Annotated in this window: 13 protein-coding genes; 11 read left to right on the plus strand and 2 right to left on the minus strand. The window is 58.0% G+C overall.

The window, feature by feature from the left end:
- From ACR0B0_RS18995 to ACR0B0_RS19035, 9 genes are all read left to right on the plus strand, one after another.
- Positions 1-263, plus strand: a 263-nt coding sequence (locus ACR0B0_RS18995) for a hypothetical protein (protein ID WP_480649127.1), incomplete at its 5' end; no start/stop codon positions are given.
- A gap of 79 nt (positions 264-342) precedes the next feature.
- Positions 343-618: a hypothetical protein gene (locus tag ACR0B0_RS19000; protein WP_170351938.1), complete on the plus strand. Its 276-nt coding sequence runs from the start codon at positions 343-345 to the stop codon at positions 616-618.
- 350 nt (positions 619-968) lie between these two features.
- Positions 969-1,958, plus strand: a complete 990-nt coding sequence (locus ACR0B0_RS19005) for a BMP family protein (RefSeq protein WP_170379376.1) — start codon at positions 969-971, stop codon at positions 1,956-1,958.
- A 39-nt stretch (positions 1,959-1,997) separates the two neighbouring features.
- Entirely contained in the window at positions 1,998-3,515 is a 1,518-nt protein-coding gene (locus tag ACR0B0_RS19010) for an ABC transporter ATP-binding protein (protein ID WP_480649128.1), read from the plus strand.
- Entirely contained in the window at positions 3,512-4,585 is a 1,074-nt protein-coding gene (locus ACR0B0_RS19015) for an ABC transporter permease (protein WP_170351834.1), read from the plus strand. The genes ACR0B0_RS19010 and ACR0B0_RS19015 overlap by 4 nt, the downstream gene beginning before the upstream one ends.
- Positions 4,585-5,526, plus strand: a complete 942-nt coding sequence (locus tag ACR0B0_RS19020) for an ABC transporter permease (RefSeq protein ID WP_480649215.1) — start codon at positions 4,585-4,587, stop codon at positions 5,524-5,526. Before ACR0B0_RS19015 ends, ACR0B0_RS19020 begins: the two co-directional genes overlap by 1 nt.
- Before the next feature lie 8 nt (positions 5,527-5,534).
- Positions 5,535-6,821, plus strand: coding sequence for an amidohydrolase family protein (locus tag ACR0B0_RS19025; protein WP_170351835.1), 1,287 nt, complete (start codon positions 5,535-5,537; stop codon positions 6,819-6,821).
- A 196-nt stretch (positions 6,822-7,017) separates the two neighbouring features.
- A complete protein-coding gene (locus ACR0B0_RS19030) occupies positions 7,018-10,281 on the plus strand; it encodes an adenylate/guanylate cyclase domain-containing protein (protein WP_170351836.1) in 3,264 nt (1,087 codons plus the stop codon).
- 16 nt (positions 10,282-10,297) lie between these two features.
- Positions 10,298-11,461 (plus strand): hypothetical protein, encoded by a 1,164-nt coding sequence (locus ACR0B0_RS19035; protein ID WP_480649130.1) that lies wholly within the window; start codon positions 10,298-10,300, stop codon positions 11,459-11,461.
- Here ACR0B0_RS19035 and ACR0B0_RS19040 read toward each other — a convergent pair.
- Complete coding sequence (locus ACR0B0_RS19040; protein WP_480649132.1) at positions 11,458-15,048, minus strand: flavoprotein; 3,591 nt, start codon at positions 15,046-15,048, stop codon at positions 11,458-11,460. The genes ACR0B0_RS19035 and ACR0B0_RS19040 overlap by 4 nt on opposite strands.
- Before the next feature lie 401 nt (positions 15,049-15,449).
- Between ACR0B0_RS19040 and ACR0B0_RS19045 the strand changes: the two genes are divergently transcribed.
- Both ACR0B0_RS19045 and amaB read left to right on the plus strand, forming a co-directional pair.
- Positions 15,450-16,556, plus strand: coding sequence for a saccharopine dehydrogenase family protein (locus tag ACR0B0_RS19045; RefSeq protein ID WP_170361843.1), 1,107 nt, complete (start codon positions 15,450-15,452; stop codon positions 16,554-16,556).
- A 3-nt stretch (positions 16,557-16,559) separates the two neighbouring features.
- Positions 16,560-18,071, plus strand: coding sequence for an L-piperidine-6-carboxylate dehydrogenase (amaB, locus tag ACR0B0_RS19050; protein WP_480638544.1), 1,512 nt, complete (start codon positions 16,560-16,562; stop codon positions 18,069-18,071).
- Positions 18,072-18,106: 35 nt separating this feature from the next.
- On the opposite strand, the gene ACR0B0_RS19055 is transcribed toward amaB, so the two are convergent.
- The gene (locus tag ACR0B0_RS19055; protein WP_480649134.1) at positions 18,107-19,684 is read right to left on the minus strand and encodes a DUF5928 domain-containing protein; all 1,578 of its coding nucleotides are present in this window, start codon (positions 19,682-19,684) and stop codon (positions 18,107-18,109) included.
- Between the last annotated feature and the right edge of the window lie 135 nt (positions 19,685-19,819).

Consider the following 19,819-nt stretch of genomic DNA (forward strand, 5'->3'; position numbering starts at 1 on the left):
CTCGAATCTTCACGTCAATCTATCGCTTTTTCGATCGGCGCCTCACTAACAACTTTCAAAACAAACGTCCCGAAACAATCCGCCAAAAAAATATCCACAAAACACCATGTGGCAATTCTGCAATTGAAGAGTTAACGGCAGTGTTGCCGGGCCAGCTAGCGTTGCAGGCCACCCTTGAATTTAAGGAAGCGCGTCTGGGGGTTCTGCGGACGCCGATCTGTGGCAAGCCTCTGAAAAATCGGGTTTTATCTGCGCGTTTATAGAAATTTTTTCAGCAATGGCATTCTCACCTCCGAACGGGTGTGATAGCGTCCGGCCAAGACTTGTTTTAGGAGATTCATGATGATCAGAGCGACCGTGTTGGTTCTGGCCCTTTCAACCACAAGCGCCTTTGCGCAGGACGCGACCGACGGGACGACCCCGGAGCCTGTCGATCCTACTCGTGTAGCCCCATTGGACGATGCGGCGGCTGCAGCTGCCGCTGAAGGTGTGACTGGTTTTGTACCTCTTGTCGCGCCCGCACTTGGCGTGGCTGCGGCCGCAGTAGGTGTGGCTGCTTCGGGCGGCGGTGGCGGCGGGTCGTCAAACAGCACCACAAGCACAGTGGGCACCAACTGATCCGCTGTTCAAACAAACGAATAGTAGTGCGCCAATACGGCGCGCTGTCACCGGGAAAACCATTGCGGCAGTCTTTAGTTATTAGATTGGTGTAATGTGTCGTGACACCGGAATTATCCTTTAGATACATGTTTACAAACTTTTACGCCAGACACACGTAAAACGTGTGTCGTGCCGCTTTGCCCTATGGCACCAAAACATGAGCTTTGGGCCTAAGCGCTTGACCATACCCCAACCTTAGAAACACGGCCGAAACTGTCTGAGATATAGTCATGTTCCTATGGGACATGGATGAAAAAATTGACTGAACAGTAAAAAAATGCTGCCATCCTGCCAGACAGGAGAGTGTTATGACAAAAACAATATTTTCAAGAAGAGTACTGCTGGCCGCTGTGGCGGCTGCCTCAACCCTATTCTCCGCCGGTCTGGCGGCAGCGGAAACCGTCAAGGTCGCGGCGATTTATACCTTGCCGGTGGAACAGCAATGGATCAGCCGCATACACAAGGCCCTAAACACCGCAGCCGAGCGTGGTGACATCGAATACGTGTTCTCGGAAAATGTGGCGAACACAGATTATGAACGTGTGATGCGCGAATATGCCGAACAAGGCGCACAGCTGGTTGTGGGCGAGGTGTTTGGCCTGGAACGCGCCGCGCGCAAGGTGGCTAAGGACTATCCTGATACCGCCTTTTTGATGGGGTCTTCCTTTGGGCCGGTGGCGCCCAATTTCTCGGTCTTCGACAACTGGATTCACGAACCGTCTTACCTGACTGGCATGGTGGCAGGGGCTGCCACGGAATCGAACGTGATCGGCATGGTCGGTGGATATGCCATCCCCGAGGTGAACCGCCTGATGAACGCCTTCATGGATGGCGCGCGCGAAGTGAACCCGGATGTCACCTTCCTCGTGACCTTCATCGACAGCTGGTATGATCCGCCCAAGGCCAAGGAAAGCGCCATCGCGATGATGGATGCGGGGGCGGATATCATGTACGCGGAACGCTTTGGTGTCTCGGATGCGGCGGTTGAGCGTGGTGTAAAGGCCGTAGGCAACGTCATCGACACGTCGGGCGACTACCCCGGCACGATCATGGCCTCAGCCCTGTGGCATATGGAGCCGACCATCGACAAGGCCATCGCCAATGTTGCGGGCGGCTCGTTCGAGGCTGCGGATTACGGCCAGTACAGCTTTATGGGTTATGGCGGCGGGTCAATGGTTCTGGATGAGGAACTGGTACCCGCCGAGGTTCTTGAGGCGGTGAATGCCCGTCAGGCCGAGATTCTTGATGGTCTGTTCCGGGTGAATGTCAACGATGACCGCCCGGTCTCGGATAACTGATACTGCTCGGGCCGGTTCAGCAACTGGCCCGTGTTTCCAATGACAGACTCCACGGTTCTGAAACTCAACGGGCTGAGCAAACGCTTTGGTCCCGTCGTCGCCAATGACGATGTCAGCCTGATCCTGGACAAGGGCGAGGTTCTGGCATTGCTGGGCGAGAACGGCGCGGGCAAGACCACGCTGATGAATATGTTATTCGGGCATTATTTGCCCGATTCAGGGTCTATCGACGTTGCTGACGAGGCGGGTGTTCTGCAGCCCTTGCCATTGGGTCACCCGCAGGTGGCGCTGGCCGCAGGCGTGGGCATGGTGCATCAGCATTTCACGCTGGCCGAGAATATCTCGGCCCTGGATAATATCACGTTGGGCTCGGAACCCCTGCTTGCACTAAGCCGCAATCGGCAGGAAGCCCGGGAAAAGATTCAGGCTATTATTGATCGAAGTGGCCTGACCGCGCCGCTGGATACGCCCGTGGGACGTCTGTCTGTGGGTGAACGGCAGCGGGTTGAAATCCTGAAAGCCCTGTATCGGCAGGCGCGAATTTTGGTACTGGACGAACCCACCGCCGTGCTGACCCCGCAAGAGGCCGACACATTGTTCGAAAACATCCGTATGATGACGGATGAGGGGCTGTCGGTCATTTTCATCAGCCACAAGCTGCGCGAGGTTCTGGCCTTTTCTGATCGGATCGCGGTGCTGCGCCACGGGCGCAAAGTTGGTGAGATGGCTACATCCGAAGCGGATGAGAAATCTATCGCCCGAATGATGGTCGGGGCGGATACGCCGGAACTTGCCGGGGGCACCATGGCGCCGGGCGTTCCGGTACTCAGCCTGTCCGGCGTGTCAGTCCCTGGCCGGTCCAAGCGCGATACGCTCAGTTCTGTAGATCTAACTGTACATGCGCATGAAATCCTCGGGATCGCTGGGGTTTCGGGCAACGGACAAAGCGGGTTGGCCAATGTGATCTCTGGTCTCGTTCAGCCAGAACAGGGTCTAATAAAGGTGGATGGAGTTGAAATCGGCACGCTCAACCCCGCGGCGATGATACGGGCGGGCGTGGGTCGTATCCCCGAAGATCGCCACCACGAAGGCATCGTTGGCGCGATGAGCGTGGCTGAAAACATGGTGATCGAGCGATTGGGTGACAGCGACGTGCAATCGCGCGGCCTGCTGCGACGTGAGGCGATCGAAGAGAACGCCGCGCGCCTTGCAAAGGCTTATGACGTGCGTGGGCCGGGTGTCGAAGCCCCGGCGCGGTTGCTGTCGGGTGGCAATATACAAAAGCTTATTCTGGCGCGGGTATTTGATCGGGCACCGCGTTTGATCCTGGCCAATCAACCGACGCGTGGTCTGGACATGGGGGCTGCTGCCGAGGTCGGACGCCGCCTGCTTGAGGCGCGCGCGCGCGGAGCCGGAGTAGTTCTGATCTCAGAAGATCTTGATGAAATTCTGGGTTTGGCCGACCGCATCGTGGTGATCCGCGATGGCGAATTGCACGAGGCCCCCGGCCGCGACCGCGAACAGATCGGGCTGATGATGGCAGGAGAACCGGCATGATCCGCATAGAACCGCGCCAGACTCAGTCGCGGGCCTTTACCCTGGGTGTTCCAATCCTGTCCGCCATAATTGCACTGGGGTTTGCCGCCATTCCATTGCTGGCCGCGGGGGCGAACCCTATTCTGGCGTATCAAGAGATGTTTCGCGGCGTATTTGGTTCTGTTTTCGCATTTTCCGAGGTGCTGACGCGCGCCACGCCACTGATCTTTACCGGTCTGGCCGCCGCTTTGGCGTTCCGCGCCAAGCTGTGGAATATCGGGGCCGAAGGGCAGCTGTATCTGGGTGCGATGGCGGCTGTGGCGGTTGGGTCGGGGGTGCTGGATGTCCATGGTATCTTGTTATTACCGCTGATCGTCGTGCTGGGTGCTGCAGCGGGCGCGGCGGGGATGGTTGCCCCGACCTATCTGAAAATCCGTTTTGGCGCGGATGAGGTGGTGACTACGTTGCTGTTGAATTTCATCATTCTGATCTTTGTGCAGATGATGCTGGAAGGGGCCCTACAGGACCCAATGAGCCTGGGATGGCCGCAATCCGCCCCTATCCTGGATCAGGGTATGTTGCCGCCTTTGATCGAGCGGATGCGGGTGCATTCAGGGTTGATTGTGGCTCTGATACTGGCCGGATTGGCGCAATTCATGCTGGCCCGATCGGTTTGGGGATTCCGTTTGCGGGCGGTCGGGGAAAACGCTGCTGCTGCGCGCCATGCCGGGATCAACGTAAACCGCTCGCTGTTTGGCGTGGCCATCTTGTCTGGTGGCCTTGCGGGGCTGGCCGGGGTCAGCGAGGTCGCCGGACTCAAGGGGTATCTGACCTCGGACCTGTCGCCGGGCTTTGGCTATACCGGCATCGTGGTCGCCATGTTGGCGGGGCTGTCACCTGTGGGCGTGGTGATCGCCGCGTTGTTCATCGCATCCGTGTTCGTAGGGGCTGACAGTATGAGCCGCGCAATGGGCGTGTCGTCTTTTCTGGCCGATCTGGTGGTGTCGGTTTCGTTGCTTTGCGTGTTGGTTGGTGGGTTCTTTGCCCGCTACCGGATCGTTCGGGCCAGCACGTCAGGGGGCACGTCATGATGGATATCCTTAATATCCTGCTCTCCGAAAGCTTCTGGGCCGCGTCCTTGCGCATCGCTACGCCGCTGATCTTTGGCGTGCTGGGTGCGTTGATTTGCGAACGGGCGGGCGTGCTGAACCTCGGGATCGAGGGGATATTTGTCGTCGGAGCGATGTGCGGCTGGATGGCCGTCTGGTTGGGCGCGGGGCTGTGGGGCGGCGTGCTGGTCGCGGCGCTGGCCGGGGCCTTTTTTGGCCTATTGCACGCGATCCTAACGGTGCCTCTGGGTCTGTCGCAACATGTCTCGGGGCTGGGGATCACTCTGTTTGCAACCTCCGTCAGTTATTACACCTATCGCACCGCATTGCCGAACGTGTCGTCACCGCCGCGGATCGAGCCATTTCAACCGCTGGATTTGTCCGTACTGTCAGATCTACCCTTTTTAGGGACTGTTTTGTTCCAGCAAACCGCACTGACATGGCTGGCTCTGCTCATGGTGGCGGTGGTCTGGTATGTGATGAACCGCACCGCCCTGGGCGTGGCCATTCAGGCGGTTGGAGACAACCCGGACAGTGTCGATGCACAGGGCCTATCGGTTTACGGGCTGCGGATCGGGGCCATTGTCGCGGGCTCGGCCTTGATGGCTTTGGGCGGGGCTTTCCTCACGATGAGCGCCTTTGATGCCTTCTTCTTCGGCATGGTCAACGGGCGCGGCTGGGTTTGCATCGCGCTGGTAATCTTTGCCAGTTGGCGGCCTGGAAAGGCGCTGTTGGGCGCGTTGTTGTTCGGGGCCTTTGATGCGTTGCAGGTGCGGCTGCAAACCGAGATCGGCGCGCTGGTGCCAGGTCAGGTATTCCTGATGGCCCCTTATATCCTCTCGATCATCGCCCTTGTGGTTGCGGCGCGGTCGGCGGATTATCCGCGTGCATTGCTCACCCCCTGGTTCAAGGGCCAACGATAGGAAACGTCATGTTCGATCTGATCGTCAAGAATGCCACCCTGACCGATGGCCAGACTGGCATTGATATTGCCTGCGCGGATGGCAAGATCGCCGCGATTGAATCCGGGATCACAGCCGAAGCTGGCGAAGTAATCGATGCGGGTGGCCAATTGGTTTCTCCCCCTTTTGTTGACCCGCATTTTCATATGGATGCGACTCTATCGCTGGGTAATCCGCGCATGAATGTCTCGGGCACATTGCTGGAAGGTATCGCGCTGTGGGGAGAGCTGAAGCCGATCCAAACGGTCGAGGACATCGTTGCGCGTGCAATGCGGTATTGCGAGCTGGCCGTGGCCAAGGGGATTGGCGCGATCCGCAGCCATGTGGATACCTGCGATGATGAGCTGAAGGGTGTTGAAGCCCTGCTGCAAGTGCGCGAGCAGGTGAAGGACCACCTGGATCTGCAACTGGTTGCCTTTCCGCAGGACGGTGTTCTGCGCGACCCTACCGCGATGCAGAACACGATCCGCGCGCTAGATATGGGTGTGGATGTGGTGGGCGGTATTCCGCATTTCGAACGCACCATGGCGGACGGGGCCGACTCTGTACGTCAGCTTTGCGAAATCGCGGCCCAACGTGGCTTGATGGTCGACATACATTGTGACGAAAGCGATGACCCGCAAAGCCGCCATATCGAGACGTTGGCCTATGAAACCCAACGATTGGGTCTAAACGGACGGGTGGCGGGGTCGCATCTGACCTCAATGCATTCGATGGACAACTACTATGTATCGAAACTGATCCCTCTGATGGTCGAAGCCGGGGTACATGCAATCCCAAACCCGTTGATCAACATTATGCTTCAGGGCCGCCACGACACGTATCCCAAACGCCGCGGCCAGACCCGCGTGCGCGAATTACGCGATGCGGGGATCACCGTGGGGTTCGGATCGGATTGCATGATGGACCCGTGGTATTCGCTGGGTAAGGCCGACATGTTGGACGTGGCCTTTATGGGGCTGCATGTGGGCCAGCTGTCCAGCCGGGCTGATATGGCATGGTGTTTTGATGCGGTGACCGAAAACTCGGCCCGGATCATGGGGTTGCAGGGGTACGGCGTGGCCAAGGGTTGCGACGCGAATTTCGTTCTGCTGCAGGCCAGCGACAAGATCGAGGCGATCCGCCTGCGCGCCCATCGTCTGACCGTGGTGCGCAAAGGCCGGGTTATCGCCCGGTCGAATCCGGTGATCCATGATCTGACCTTGCCCAGCGGGCAGACATCTCTGGATGAGGCACGCGTGCCATTCATAAGCTGAAATCTGACAAGGCCACACGGTGTTACAGGTTTGAACGCGGCAAATCTCGATAAGCTCATCCTGAATCTCTGCGGTCAGATGCTCCTGTTTCGTGCATATGGGCGTACATAAACATTAAATTCGTTAACCATTGCAGACTCAGACGGGTCTGCTGTGCTAGGTCTGTGACTGAAGTTGGGGGCTTCAGAGGGGCGACATGTCTCAGGACCTTAGGGACTGGCTAAGCGCACTTGGACTATCTGACTATGCGCAAGCCTTTTTGGATAACAAAATTGATTTCGCAATTTTGCCCGATCTGACGGGCGAAGACCTGATCGAAATCGGAGTGACCGCTGTCGGAGACCGCCGCAGGCTGCTGCGCGCGATTGCTGAGCTTGAGACTGTCGAAACCGTTCAACCCTATGAGCCCGAAACCCCGCTGGAGCCCGCCAGGCGGCAAGTCACAGTCATGTTCGCCGACCTAACCGGCTTTACCCGCCTGACCAGCGAGTTGGACGCCGAGGACATGCATGAACTGCTGAACGCGTTTTTTGCCAAGGTGGATCATGTGGTCGAAAAATTCGGTGGTCGGATCGACAAGCATATCGGGGACGCGGTGATGGCGGTGTTTGGAGCGCCGATATCGCACACCAACGATACCGAGCGGGCCGCGCGGGCGGCGCTGGAAATCCATGCAGTGCTGCCCGCTTTGAACCCGCCTCTGTCGTGTCACATCGGCATCGCGTCGGGTCAGGTGATCGCCAGCACAACCGGCAGTCAGGCGCATACAGAATACACGGTGACGGGCGACGGCGTTAATCTGGCGTCGCGCATCACCGATATGGCGACGCCGGGTGATACTTTGGTGTCCCATGACATTCAGCGCGCGTTAGGGCCGCTTTTTGTCGGCGAGTCGCTGGGTGAAAAGCCGATCAAGGGGCTGAGCGAACCGGTCGAACTGTGGCGGCTGGATCGAATGGCGCGCAACATCCGGTCACGCCGGCACCGATTTGTCGGTCGCGAGCGCGAGATGTCGCTGTTCTCGGCCACGTTCGATCGCTGCCAGCAGCACGGCAAAGGTGAGGTGCATATCGTTCTGGGCGAGCCGGGCATCGGCAAGACTCATCTGTCCGAACAGGTTGCCGAAATGGCTGCGGAGCTCGGATACTCGATCCACAACGGCGTGGTCATGGATTTCGGCGCGCGTGAGGGGCATTCGGCCATCCAGTCCGTTGCCCGCAGCATTCTGGGGCTGCAACCGACGGATGACGCTGCCACCGGTGCTGCAATGGCGCAGGATGCGGTGACCAAGGGCTGGGTGTCGCCGTCTAACGTGGCACATCTGAACGCGCTTTTGGAACTGGAGCAGGACCCTGGCCTGGCCGAAGTTTATGCTGTGATGGATAACACCACCCGCCAACGCGGAAGGCGGCAAGTGATCGACGAGCTGATCGCGGCACGCAGTCGTGACGCGCCGATGCTCATCCAGATCGAGGATATCCACTGGGCCGCCCCCGAAATTCTGACCGCCTGCGCCCATATTGCCGCGACCACGCGCGATTTGCCTTGTGTACTGTTGATGACCAGCCGGGTCGAGGGCGATCCGATCAACCGTGAATGGCAAATGGGCACCGAAGGCGCGCTGATCTCGAAGCTGGAACTGGCGCCGATGGGGGATGAGCAGGCCCGACAGCTGGTTCAGGAGTTCACCGGCGTGGACCCCGAACTGCTGGATGCCTGCGTAAAGCGCGCCGGGGGCAACCCGCTGTTTCTGGAACAGCTCTTGCGCAATATCGATGTGCTGAAACGCGAATCCGTGCCGGGCAGCATTCAGGGAATCGTGCAGTCGCGGCTGGATGCGCTGGACCGGCGCAGTCGGGCCGCGATTCAGGCGGCCTCGGTGTTGGGTCAGAGGTTCTCGCCCGAGGTGCTGAACTATGTCTTGGGTGAAGGGCATCTGGACACTTCGACCCTGATCCGGTCCGCCCTGATCCGTGAGGCGGGAACCGATCTGATGTTTGCCCACGCGCTGATCCGCGACGGGTCTTATGCGACGCTGGTGAAATCCGAACGCGCGCGGCTGCATCGTCAGGCCGCGAAATGGTTCGAGGATCGCGATGCCACCCTGCGGGCGCAACATCTGGATCGGGCAGGTGCCACCAATGCGGCACAAGCGTATCTGGAAGCTGCCGAGAAATTGATTCAGGCGTTCCAGTTTGATGATGCCAGCCCGCTGATCGAACGGGCCTTGGAATTGCCCGCGCCATCCGGGGTACGGTTCGATCTGTTTTGCGCGCGCGGTGAAACCCACCGTTTGCAGGGCCTGTCGGATGACGCCTTGCGCGAATTCAAAGAAGCGGCCGATCTGGCTGAAACGGATGAACAGACCGCCCGCGCCCATATCGGGTTGGCGCAGGCCGCACGGCAGGCCAGTTTGTACAAAGACGCATTGCAAAGCCTGGGTACGGCCGAGATAGCTGCAGAGCGGTGTGGATCGGAACGCGATATTGCCCAGATCAACTATGTCCGTGGCAATGTGTATTTTCCTCTGGGTCGGGTCGAGGACGCCCTGCAAAGCAATGAAAAGGCTCTAACACTGGCCAGAAAGCTGGAATCGGCGCGGCTTGAGGTCGGTGCGCTCAGCGGTTTCGGCGATGCGAATTTCATGAACGCGACCATGCAGACCGCCACGGGGTTCTATACGCAGGCGGTGGAACGGGCACGAGAAAAGGGGTTAGTGCGTGATCTGGCAGCGAACCTGCACAACCTCAGCGTGGCGCGCAGCTATACCGGCGATGTGGCGCAGGGCAAGCTGGATGCACAAGAGGCCATCGAGGTGTCCCAGAAGTATTTTGCCTTTGTGCCGGAATGCGTGGCCCAGACCTGCCTAGGCGTTGCGCATACGTTTTTGGGTGAGCTGGATCGGGCGCTGGAGACCTTCGCAGTTTCGGCCGAAATTGCCAGCCGCGTAGGCGCAAAGCGGCTTGAGGCGCAGGCATTGGAGCATCTGGCCCGCACACAGGTTTACGCCGGGCAGATGGACGATGCTCGGGAAACCGGTCAGCGGGCTGTCGATATTGCGCTCGAACATGGTCGGAATTTCGTGGGCCCCAAGGCGTTGTCGGCGCTGGCCATGGCGGAAACAGACCCTAATAAACAGGATCAGCACCTGAAACTGGGCGCCCAGATCATTGCCGAGGGTTGCGTTGGCCACAGCCACCTGCATTTTTATCCCGATGCCAGCGCCGTCATGCTGGCACGGCAGGAATGGGACCGGGCGACTGAATATGCGGACGCATTGGCAAAATTCACCGCCGAGGAACCCCTGCCAATGGTCGACCTGTCGATACAGCACACCAGGGTTCTGGCCGCGTGCGGGGGCTGGGGCATTCCCATGTCAGCACATGAAGATTTCGAAGCGCTGGGCGCGCGCTTTTCCGAGATGGGCATCACGCAATCTCTGGTCGGGCGGTTGAATTGAGCGGGCGAGGGGCTGAATGAGCATCGAAAAGAAGGTTTGGCTGATTTCCGGTGCCCTGACGCTTGCTCTGGCCGTCGTGCTGTTCAAACTTTTGGTCGCGCTGAACCATTTTGAGGGCGACCCGACGCAATTGCCAGATGAGGCCTCAGTCGATGAGTATCTGCAAAAGCTGGACAATTTGCCCGACTATCGGGTCAAAACCGGCATCTTCATCAAATCCTTCAGCTTTACCGGCGCCAGCGACGTGCGCGTGAGCGGCTACGTCTGGCAACATTTCGAAGACGGCGTACATGACGCGATCAAGCCAACCGAAAAAGAGATCGGGTTCATCCTGCCCGAGGCCGTCGATGCCGCGAATGGCGTAATCGAAGAGGCCTATAGGATGGATCAGGACGGCGTGACCCTGATTGGCTGGTATTTTGAACAGACCCTGCGGCAGAGCTTTGACTACACCAGCTATCCGTTCGACCATAAAACCGTCTGGGTCCGGTTTTGGCCCGGTGAGTTTGATGTAAATGTGGCTCTAATTCCTGACTTTTCGTCCTATCCCGCCACCGGGCCGGATGATATTTTTGGCATAGATCCTCGCATCGTCATGGGCACGTGGGAGCGTGAGAACACCTATTTCGACTATCGCTTGTCCGATCTGGATACAACGCTGGGAATTGGCGAAAACGAGTTCCAGACCAATCTGCCGGAACTGCACTATAACTTCGTCATCAAGCGCAATTTCGGGAACGCTTTCATTGTCCACATGATCCCGTTGATCGTGGTGACGATGCTGCTGTTCGGTGCGGTAATGACGGTGACCCGCCGCCCCGAATTGGTCGAACGGCATGATTTCAGTACCTCCAGCGTGATCGGCACATGCTCGGTCTTGTTTTTCGTGATCCTGCTGGCCCATGTACAGCTGCGTGAAGGCTTTGCCGGATCGCCGGTGATCTACATGGAGTCGTTCTTTTTCCTGATGTATTTTCTGTTGCTGGCGGTCTCCGTGAACACCTACTTGTTTGCATCCGAGGCTGTGCCGTCCCTGCGGCTTATCCATTACAAGGACAACCTGTACCCAAAGGCCGCTTTCTGGCCTTTTGTCCTTCTGTGCATGGTGGCGATCACGGGCTACAACCTCAGCCTCAAGGCCGGACCCGAGGTTGAGGCCGTGATCGAAACCCACAATTAGGCTGTCGGTTGAAACCCCGGTTTTGGCGTACCGGTGGCCATATCCAGCGTGTATTCCGCCACGATCCCGGATGTGCCTTGTTCCCATTCATCCAGATACTTGGTGGGATGCGCGATCACATAGGTATAGGCGGGTTTTTTGACGCCGTTGATCAACACGTTGATCCGTTTGCGGACATAGACATTCTCAGGCGAGTTGGGGCCGTGATAGCCTTCAAGCTTGTCCAACTCTTTCATCCCGGTGGATGAGACGCGATAGACCTCGCCCCGCACCGCCTTGCCGCGCCCTTTCTGGTCGACCAGCGTGGCCATACGGTGCAGGAAGCCGCAGTTCGGATTGTCGCAGAACGGCTCGTGCGGCACGATCAGGGGCATGCGTTGCCGGGTGATCGCCTCGCCCACAAAATCATCCAGCACCTCGGCATGGGCATCGTGATTGGGAAAGCCTTTCTTCAACGATCCGTAGGTGAAGTAGAGATGGGTCTTTTCACGGTCTTCTATCAGATCGTCTTCGTCCTCATCCTCAAGCTCAGTCAGAGTGTGAGTATTGGCCCAATCGTCCAGCATCGCCTGGATTTCGTCCGAGACTTTGGCGTCTCTGGCGTTTTTGGGACTCTGCAGGAACTGGATGCACGAACTGGCGTCGATCCCATCAGCTGCCAGCAGGATTTTCACCATCTCGACCGAGTTGTTCATTACCGCCACATGCAGGCTGGTAAAGCCGTGGTCATTGCTGGCGTTGACGTTGATGCCACGGTCGATCAGCGCCTGTGCCGCCTCAAGGTCGGGCTTGCCCAGATCCATCCCGCTCTCGTTCATCTCGCCTTCGCCGCCTGCCGCGTAGTGCAACAGGGTGTCGCCGTTGCTGTCATCAACGATATCAATTCCAGCCATACCGTTGTCGATGGCCTGAAATACACGGCCCCATTGCGCGAATTCATCCGAGGCGGCGGCCTCTTGCGCCCATTTGCAGATGTTGTGTTCTTGATCGGCCAGTTCCTCGAAGGCCTCGTCCAGAACCTCCATGATCTGATCCGGAGTCGCCATCATACCGATGCCCATCATGCCGTTGGACAGCCGCCCCTTGCGCGGCCCGACCAGATCAATACCCAGATCGCGCAGTTTTTCGACATTGTTCTGGGTGGTGACGTTGTTCCACATATTGGTGTTGCAAGCGGGGCAGAGGATCACCGGTTTGTTCCGGTATTGCCACGCCACAAAGACCGAGGTCAGCAGGTTGTCGGCAATTCCGTTGGCGATCTTGCCCATTGTGTTGCAGGTCACCGGCGCCACGATTACGCAATCGGCCCAGTCACACAGCGCCAGATGCGAGGCGCGCAGGGGCATTCCAAACTCGATATAGCGAAAGTTCCACTCGTCATCGTCGCGGTAATAGTCGTTATGGGTGATGCATCGCTCGATCCGTTCGGCGCCGAAATCGCGAAAGAACCTCTCGGCCGAGACCGAGGGGATCAGTTTCACGTTGTGCCCGGCTTTTGTGATCCGTTCCACCAGTTCCGGCACCTTGTCGGCTGCCGATGATCCGCAGGCGCACAGCAATACGTTGCGCTTTTCGGTCGGCGCATCGGTCAACCCGCCCTTGGGATAACCAAAGATGTTCTTGTCCAGGCTGGGGGATTCATGGCGCAGCAGAACCGGTAGACCGGCTTTGTGTACCCGTTCCTGCAACCGACCTTTCAGGATCATATCGACAATGTCCGACCGCCTGCCCAGGCATTCGCTCTGGAAAAACAGGTAAGGCGGTTTTTCCTTACCGGTCAGCACATTCAGTTGCCGCCGGATCTTCATCACATTGGCCCCGTGGCCTTCAATGTCGATCAGCTTGATGCTGGTGATGCCGATATTGGACAGGATACTACGCAGCATATAGGACCACGGGTCCTCATCGGCGTAAAACAGCACAAGCGGGTTGGTCGCGACAATGCGGGCCACGTCGGTGGGGTCTTCTGGGGGGTCGTGTTCCTCGATCACCAGCATCGCTGGGTTTTTCAAATCACGCAGGCCGCGGAAGATATGCCCGCGCGGGGCCTGCCACACCTGCGAGGTCGCGGGGCTCATATCCACCACGGTCACCAGATCGGTATCCTCGTCATAGGCGATGCAGAGGCACCAGAATTCCTCAAGCAAGGCCGTTTCACGATAGACGTTCTCGGGCGGACGGATGACTTCAAACCCCAGCACGCGGTTAAAGTCGATGTTGATCATCAGGTGCCGATCATCATCGCTGTTGAGCAAGCGCAAATGATCTTGGAACCATTTTTCGGGTGTTATCTCCTCGGGGTTAGGTCGCAAGGCATAACTGTGGAACGTGCTGCCCAGATGCACATCGGGCGATTGGCTCAGGTACCGCTGCGCAAGGCTGTGCATTTCCTTTGCGGTGGACACACGGCTCAAGGCTTCGGTGTAATCGGTTTGCGTGGCAATCAGCAGCTTGTCTTCATCGACCTGCTCATCGCCAAGGATCGCCAGGCTTTCGGCCAGCACCCCCAACGAGTTCATATTCGGGCTGGCCCGCCGGAACAGATTGCGGCGTTTCTTGGGGTCTTTGGCCAGATACAACGTGCTGTCCACATAGTTGCAGTCCTGCTGCAGGGTCTGCAGGTTGGTCTTAACAGCCTCACGCGCTGAGAATCGCAGGATGCCCCGTGATCGCATCGAGGTTCCGTCGCGATCCGACATTCCGGCCCACAGCCGGTCGATGGTGGTGACCCACAGCTTGCCGTATTTCTCGGGGTGGACGTCCATCATATGCACCAGCCCGGTGCTGGGATTGCACTTGGCGATGATGGCAAAGTGGCCCCCCGGCATGGTCGGTTTGCCATGGGCGACACCGACCTGAAAATTTGCCACCAGGATGTCGTTGTCCCCACCCAGCCGGTTGGATTCGTCGATCGCCTTCAGCAAAATTTCGACCGAGGTCGTGGCCTCGTCCATGAAATAGGCCTGAACCTGCACCTTGTCGCGCAGGCCCTGCGTGTGGATGAAGGTGCAGGCGACGTCGTAAAGCTCACCCAGTGAAATACCATCATTGACCACGAAGGAGGTAGGCAGGGCACATTCGCGAAAGATATCGTTGACCTCGCAACTGAACCCCAGCGCCGACATGCTCAGCGCCGCTGCCGTAACGCTGCAGCAATTGATGGGTTGCTGAAAGTTCTGCAAATGCACGCTGACCAGATCACCGAACAGGGTGTCATAGCAGGCTTCGCGGATGTCCGTCGGAATTTCCAGCCAGTGATTGCTGGACAAATAAGCCAACTTGGTGCCGGGCGTGGCCAAGGCTTCGAGGCTGACGGGAATATCAAAGATCTCAAGATGTTCCTCGTAGAAATAGTCGCCCGCATCGGCCTTTGCCAGAACCGTCTCGTCCTGTCGCAAATGCACCTCGCCCCCCAGCACCACATACATGCCCTGCGATGGCAGGATCGTATCCTCAGCCACCTCGAAACACTCGAAATGCAGTTGGATTACGGTTGGATCATCTGCGGGCAGAACTTCTTGTATCAGCGCCCATTCGGATTCGGTTGGATGATAGGAAATAGTGTTTTCAATCGGGTCTTTAGGCACGTCTGTTCCCCCCTGAACTAAAGCCGTGAATGTCGTCAAAGAACCAGTGCTGCGTCTTGTGGCATGTGTCAGGCGTCTTATGGTCAAACAGAAATAAAGGACCGGCCCGACGGTTAATCTGCACTGGCCGGGCCAACAGAATGCGCACGTTCAGCGCGAACAAATGGGCCCAATTGCGCGTACCGTATCGCATTTGGACACAAAAATCACCGATGTTGTTGATTTGACTATACGAGTTCGGATTGTAGCTTTTGCCGCCCGCTTCCTGTCAGTCATGGCTTTGACATTATGTCGAAATTACCGTCGTAATGACGTAACTTTCCGCGTTTTCGTCAAGAATACCCCTGCGGATCGAACAGCCCACCCCTCATACTTTTCCTAAACGAAAGAGGAGGCGCGTTTTGAGCTGGAACATTTGTGTCATAGGGGCAGGTAAGATCGGTCAGATGATCGCCAGCCTGCTGCAAGCATCGTCGAATTACTCGGTCACCGTTGCCGACCGCGATCTGGCGGCGTTATCGGTGCTTAATAAACAGGGGATTGCGACCCGGCAGATCGATGTGGGGGATGAGGCGCAACTGACCCAAGGACTGTCTGGGTTTGATGCCGTAATCTCAGCTGCTCCGTTCTTTTTGACGCCGAAGATTGCCAAGGCGGCCAAGACCGCCGGGGCACACTACTTTGACCTGACCGAAGACGTTGCAGCCACCAATGCGGTGCGCGAATTGGCCGAAGACAGCGATACCGCCTTCATGCCGCAATGCGGTCTGGCTCCGGGCTTCGTTGGCATTGCTGGCGCGTCGCTGGCGGCCGAATTTGATGAGCTGGACAGCCTGCACATGCGGGTTGGGGCTTTGCCGCTCTATCCGACCAACGCAATGAAATACAATCTGACCTGGTCGACCGACGGGCTGATCAACGAGTACTGCAACCCCTGCGATGCCATCGTGAATGGCGAGCGCGTGAAAACCGCGCCGCTGGAAGATTACGAAGTGCTGGGCCATGACGGGGTGGAATACGAATGCTTCAACACCTCCGGCGGATTGGGCACGCTGCCCGAAACGCTTGAGGGTAAGGCGCGGGCGGTATCCTATCGCTCGATCCGCTATCCCGGCCATTGCGATATCCTGAAGCTGCTGCTCAAGGATCTGGGATTGGAGCGCCGCCGCGACCTGCTGAAGGACATCTTCGAGACCGCGCTGCCGCGCACCGATCAGGATGTGGTGCTGGTCTATTGCACTGCCAAGGGCCTGATTGACGGTGCGCTGCGCGAGAAATCCCTGATCAACAAAAGCTTTGCCCGCACCCTCAATGGACAGGTCTGGAGCGCCATTCAGGTCACCACCGCCGCAGGCGTTCTGGGCGTGGTCGACCTGATGCGCACCGGGGGACTGCCCGCAAAAGGATTTATCCGGCAGGAACAGGTGAACCTGTCCGATTTCCTCAACACTGAATTTGGCCGACTCTATCGCGCCGGCGACGTAACTGAACAGAACAAGGCGGCCTGAGATATGAAAGACATCGTGATGACTGCGCAAACCACCCTGGCAAATCTGGACCTGACCGAGGCCGAACTGACCGGCGGCACGCTCAAGGTGACCTCGCCGATTGACGGTAGCCTGCTGGCCGAGGTGCATGAGACCCCAGCTTCCGACATGGAGGCCATCCTTGCCCGTTCGAAAATGGCCTTCAAGGCATGGCGCACCGTGCCCGCGCCGCGCCGGGGAGAGTTGATCCGTCTGCTGGGCGAGGAATTGCGCGCCGCCAAGGGCGATCTGGGCGCGCTGGTCAGCTGGGAGGCTGGCAAGATCACCTCGGAAGGTCTGGGCGAAGTGCAGGAGATGATCGACATCTGCGATTTTGCCGTTGGCCTGTCGCGCCAGCTATACGGTCTGACCATTGCCTCGGAACGGCCCGGCCACCGGATGATGGAGACATGGCACCCGGCGGGTCCGGTGGGCGTAATCTCGGCCTTCAACTTCCCCGTCGCAGTCTGGTCGTGGAACGCAGCGCTTGCGCTGGTGTGTGGCGATCCGGTGATCTGGAAGCCGTCCGAGAAGTCCCCGCTGACGGCAATGGCCTGTCAGAAAATCTTTGAACGTGCACTGGCCCGGTTCGGCGACGCGCCCGAAGGCTTGTTGCAAACCCTGATCGGCGGCGCCGCGCTGGGCGAGACGCTGGTGGCCAGCGAGGATGTGCCGGTGATCTCGGCCACGGGTTCAACCCGTATGGGCCGCGCAGTGGCCCCCATCGTGGCGCAGCGGTTTGGCAAGTGCATTCTGGAACTGGGCGGCAACAACGCAATGATTGTCGGTCCGTCGGCTGACTTGGAAATGGCAGTGCGGGCGATTGTCTTTTCGGCTGTGGGCACCGCAGGTCAGCGTTGTACCACACTGCGCCGTCTGATTGTGCATAACTCGATCCGTGAAGAATTGGTGAGCCGTTTGAAAAAGGCCTACGCTGGTTTGCCCATTGGCAACCCGCTGGCTGAAGGCACCTTGATTGGCCCGCTGATCGACGAAGCCTCGGGTGCGGCCATGACCGCAGCCCTGAAAGCTGCAGAAGCCGAAGGCGGCACCGTATTCGGCGGCAACCGTGTGACCGAAGGCGTGCCTGCCGGGGTCTATATGGCACCCGCCATCGTCGAAATGCCCGGCCAAAGCGATGTGGTGAAGACCGAAACCTTTGCTCCGATCCTCTATGTCATGGGTTATGACGATTTTGACGATGCGATCGAGATTCAGAATGACGTACCGCAAGGTCTGTCGTCGTGCGTGTTCACCTTGAACATGCGTGAGGCCGAGCAGTTTTTGACCGCAGCCGGGTCGGATTGCGGAATTGCCAACGTAAATATCGGACCTTCGGGTGCCGAGATCGGTGGCGCATTTGGCGGCGAGAAGGAAACCGGTGGAGGGCGCGAAAGCGGCTCGGACGCGTGGAAGGCTTATATGCGGCGTCAGACCAATACGGTGAACTACTCAGCCGAACTGCCGCTGGCCCAAGGCGTGAAGTTCGACATCTGATTGACCCTCCGGCGGCATCGGCAGGTGCCGCCGGATCAGTCTGCAAACAGATAATCCAGCCTCATCACGGCCTGCGCCTTGTCTTCTGGGACATTCAGAAATTCAGCCATTACCTCTTCGTTTTCAGCCCGCGTATTGGCCTCGCGGATACGCAAGTATCCTTCAAACCACGCACCCCGGATCAACTCGGATTCATAGGCCAGCGAATTGCGCAAGGCCGGCACAAGGCGCGCCACGGTTTCCGATGGGCTGTTTTCTCCGGCCAGACCGACCCGCCGCGCATGGCCGATCAGGTAATCGTCAGAATAGTCGCATTCGATCTCAAGAACCCGGGTCCTGACCTGGTCCGAGCAGAAATCCTGAATGATATCCAGATTTGCCGGGTCCACACACAGTACCAGCTTGTTGGTCTGGAAATGATCGAACAACATCCGCACGACCGCGCGCCGGTGGCGGGAGCGCTTGGTTAGCGTCGTCTCGATACCGCCAAGATTAGGCAGAAGGGTGTCTTCTTCATTGAACAGGTATTCGACACAAGGAATGTCAGTCTCGGACGTGATCTGATCGACCAGACGCTTGGCCACGTGCCATTTTTTGCACGCAATTAGATATAGTTCGCGTTCGGGACCCAAGGTATTCCCAGCCTCCCAAAAGCGCTGCCCAAAGCGGCGGCCAACGCGCCCGCGCCCGGTTAGAAACCCATAGAGGTTTCGCCCTTCATCCGAGATTTGGAACTCGACCCCTTCGCTGGCGTAGAGCTGGCCCAGCCTCTCTTTCAACTCATGCGCCTCGGGGCTGATCTTGCGGGCAAACATGTAATCCTGCCCCAGCAGCATGTCGTAGTGATCGTTGTAAAAGGTCACCGGCATCCCGTAATCCGAGAACATTAGGAAAGTGGGGGTGCGGTTCTCAATCTCTTCCTTGGGGATCAGATGGCGGACTAGGGTCTGGAAAAACGTCTCATCCGGGATCCAGGTGGTCGAGAAAAAGCGGACCACATCCGGGCGCTGTTGCAGGAGCTCAAGGATCATCTCGATCGTGCGGCGGCGCAGGCACCACCACTGACTGCCGATCATAACTTGGATGTCTGCGGGGATATCGCGCGTCAGGTCAAAGCGTTTTTGCAGGTTGTATGCGGCATAGAACCGCTTGCTCTGGGTGCGTTCGTTGAAGAAATGACGGTAAATTAGCCGGTCTTCCTTCATACCGGTTTTGATCCAGTTGCTGGCAAAGAAATCGTGGCTTTCCACAAAATCCTTGTCGTTTTCGTCCAGAAACCAATGGATGTACTCGGCGGTTTTGATCGCCATGCAATCGCCAGACAGCATGTAGAAATGGGTGACCCGTGGAAACGCATCCACCGCAGCCTGCACGGCATTCAGGGTCGCCTGCACCAAAGACCACTCGCCCCAGCCGCATTTGATGCGCTTGGCGGCAAAAGCCACATTTGGATTATCTTTCAACGCGCTGCGAATACGGTCATAGGCCACCGCGCTGGCGCGCGCGTCAAAATGGATGGCCATGCAGTCGCCTGCGGCTGTCAGTTGCTCGGCCTGCGCGATGATTGCGTCAGGGTCCTTGTGGCACAATAGAATATAGGCAATTTTTGCCATATTGCGTCTGTAACGTCCGTTTCTGCCTGTTTGCTCTCTGATACTGAGGATGAGCGATTGAATAAACAGAATATTTTTGGTTCTTTATGAGCCTAGGCGGGCGCGTGTGGTTATTTTGACCCGCTGAGGAGGCAT

It is taken from the genome of Ruegeria sp. BA12 (genome assembly GCF_056539625.1).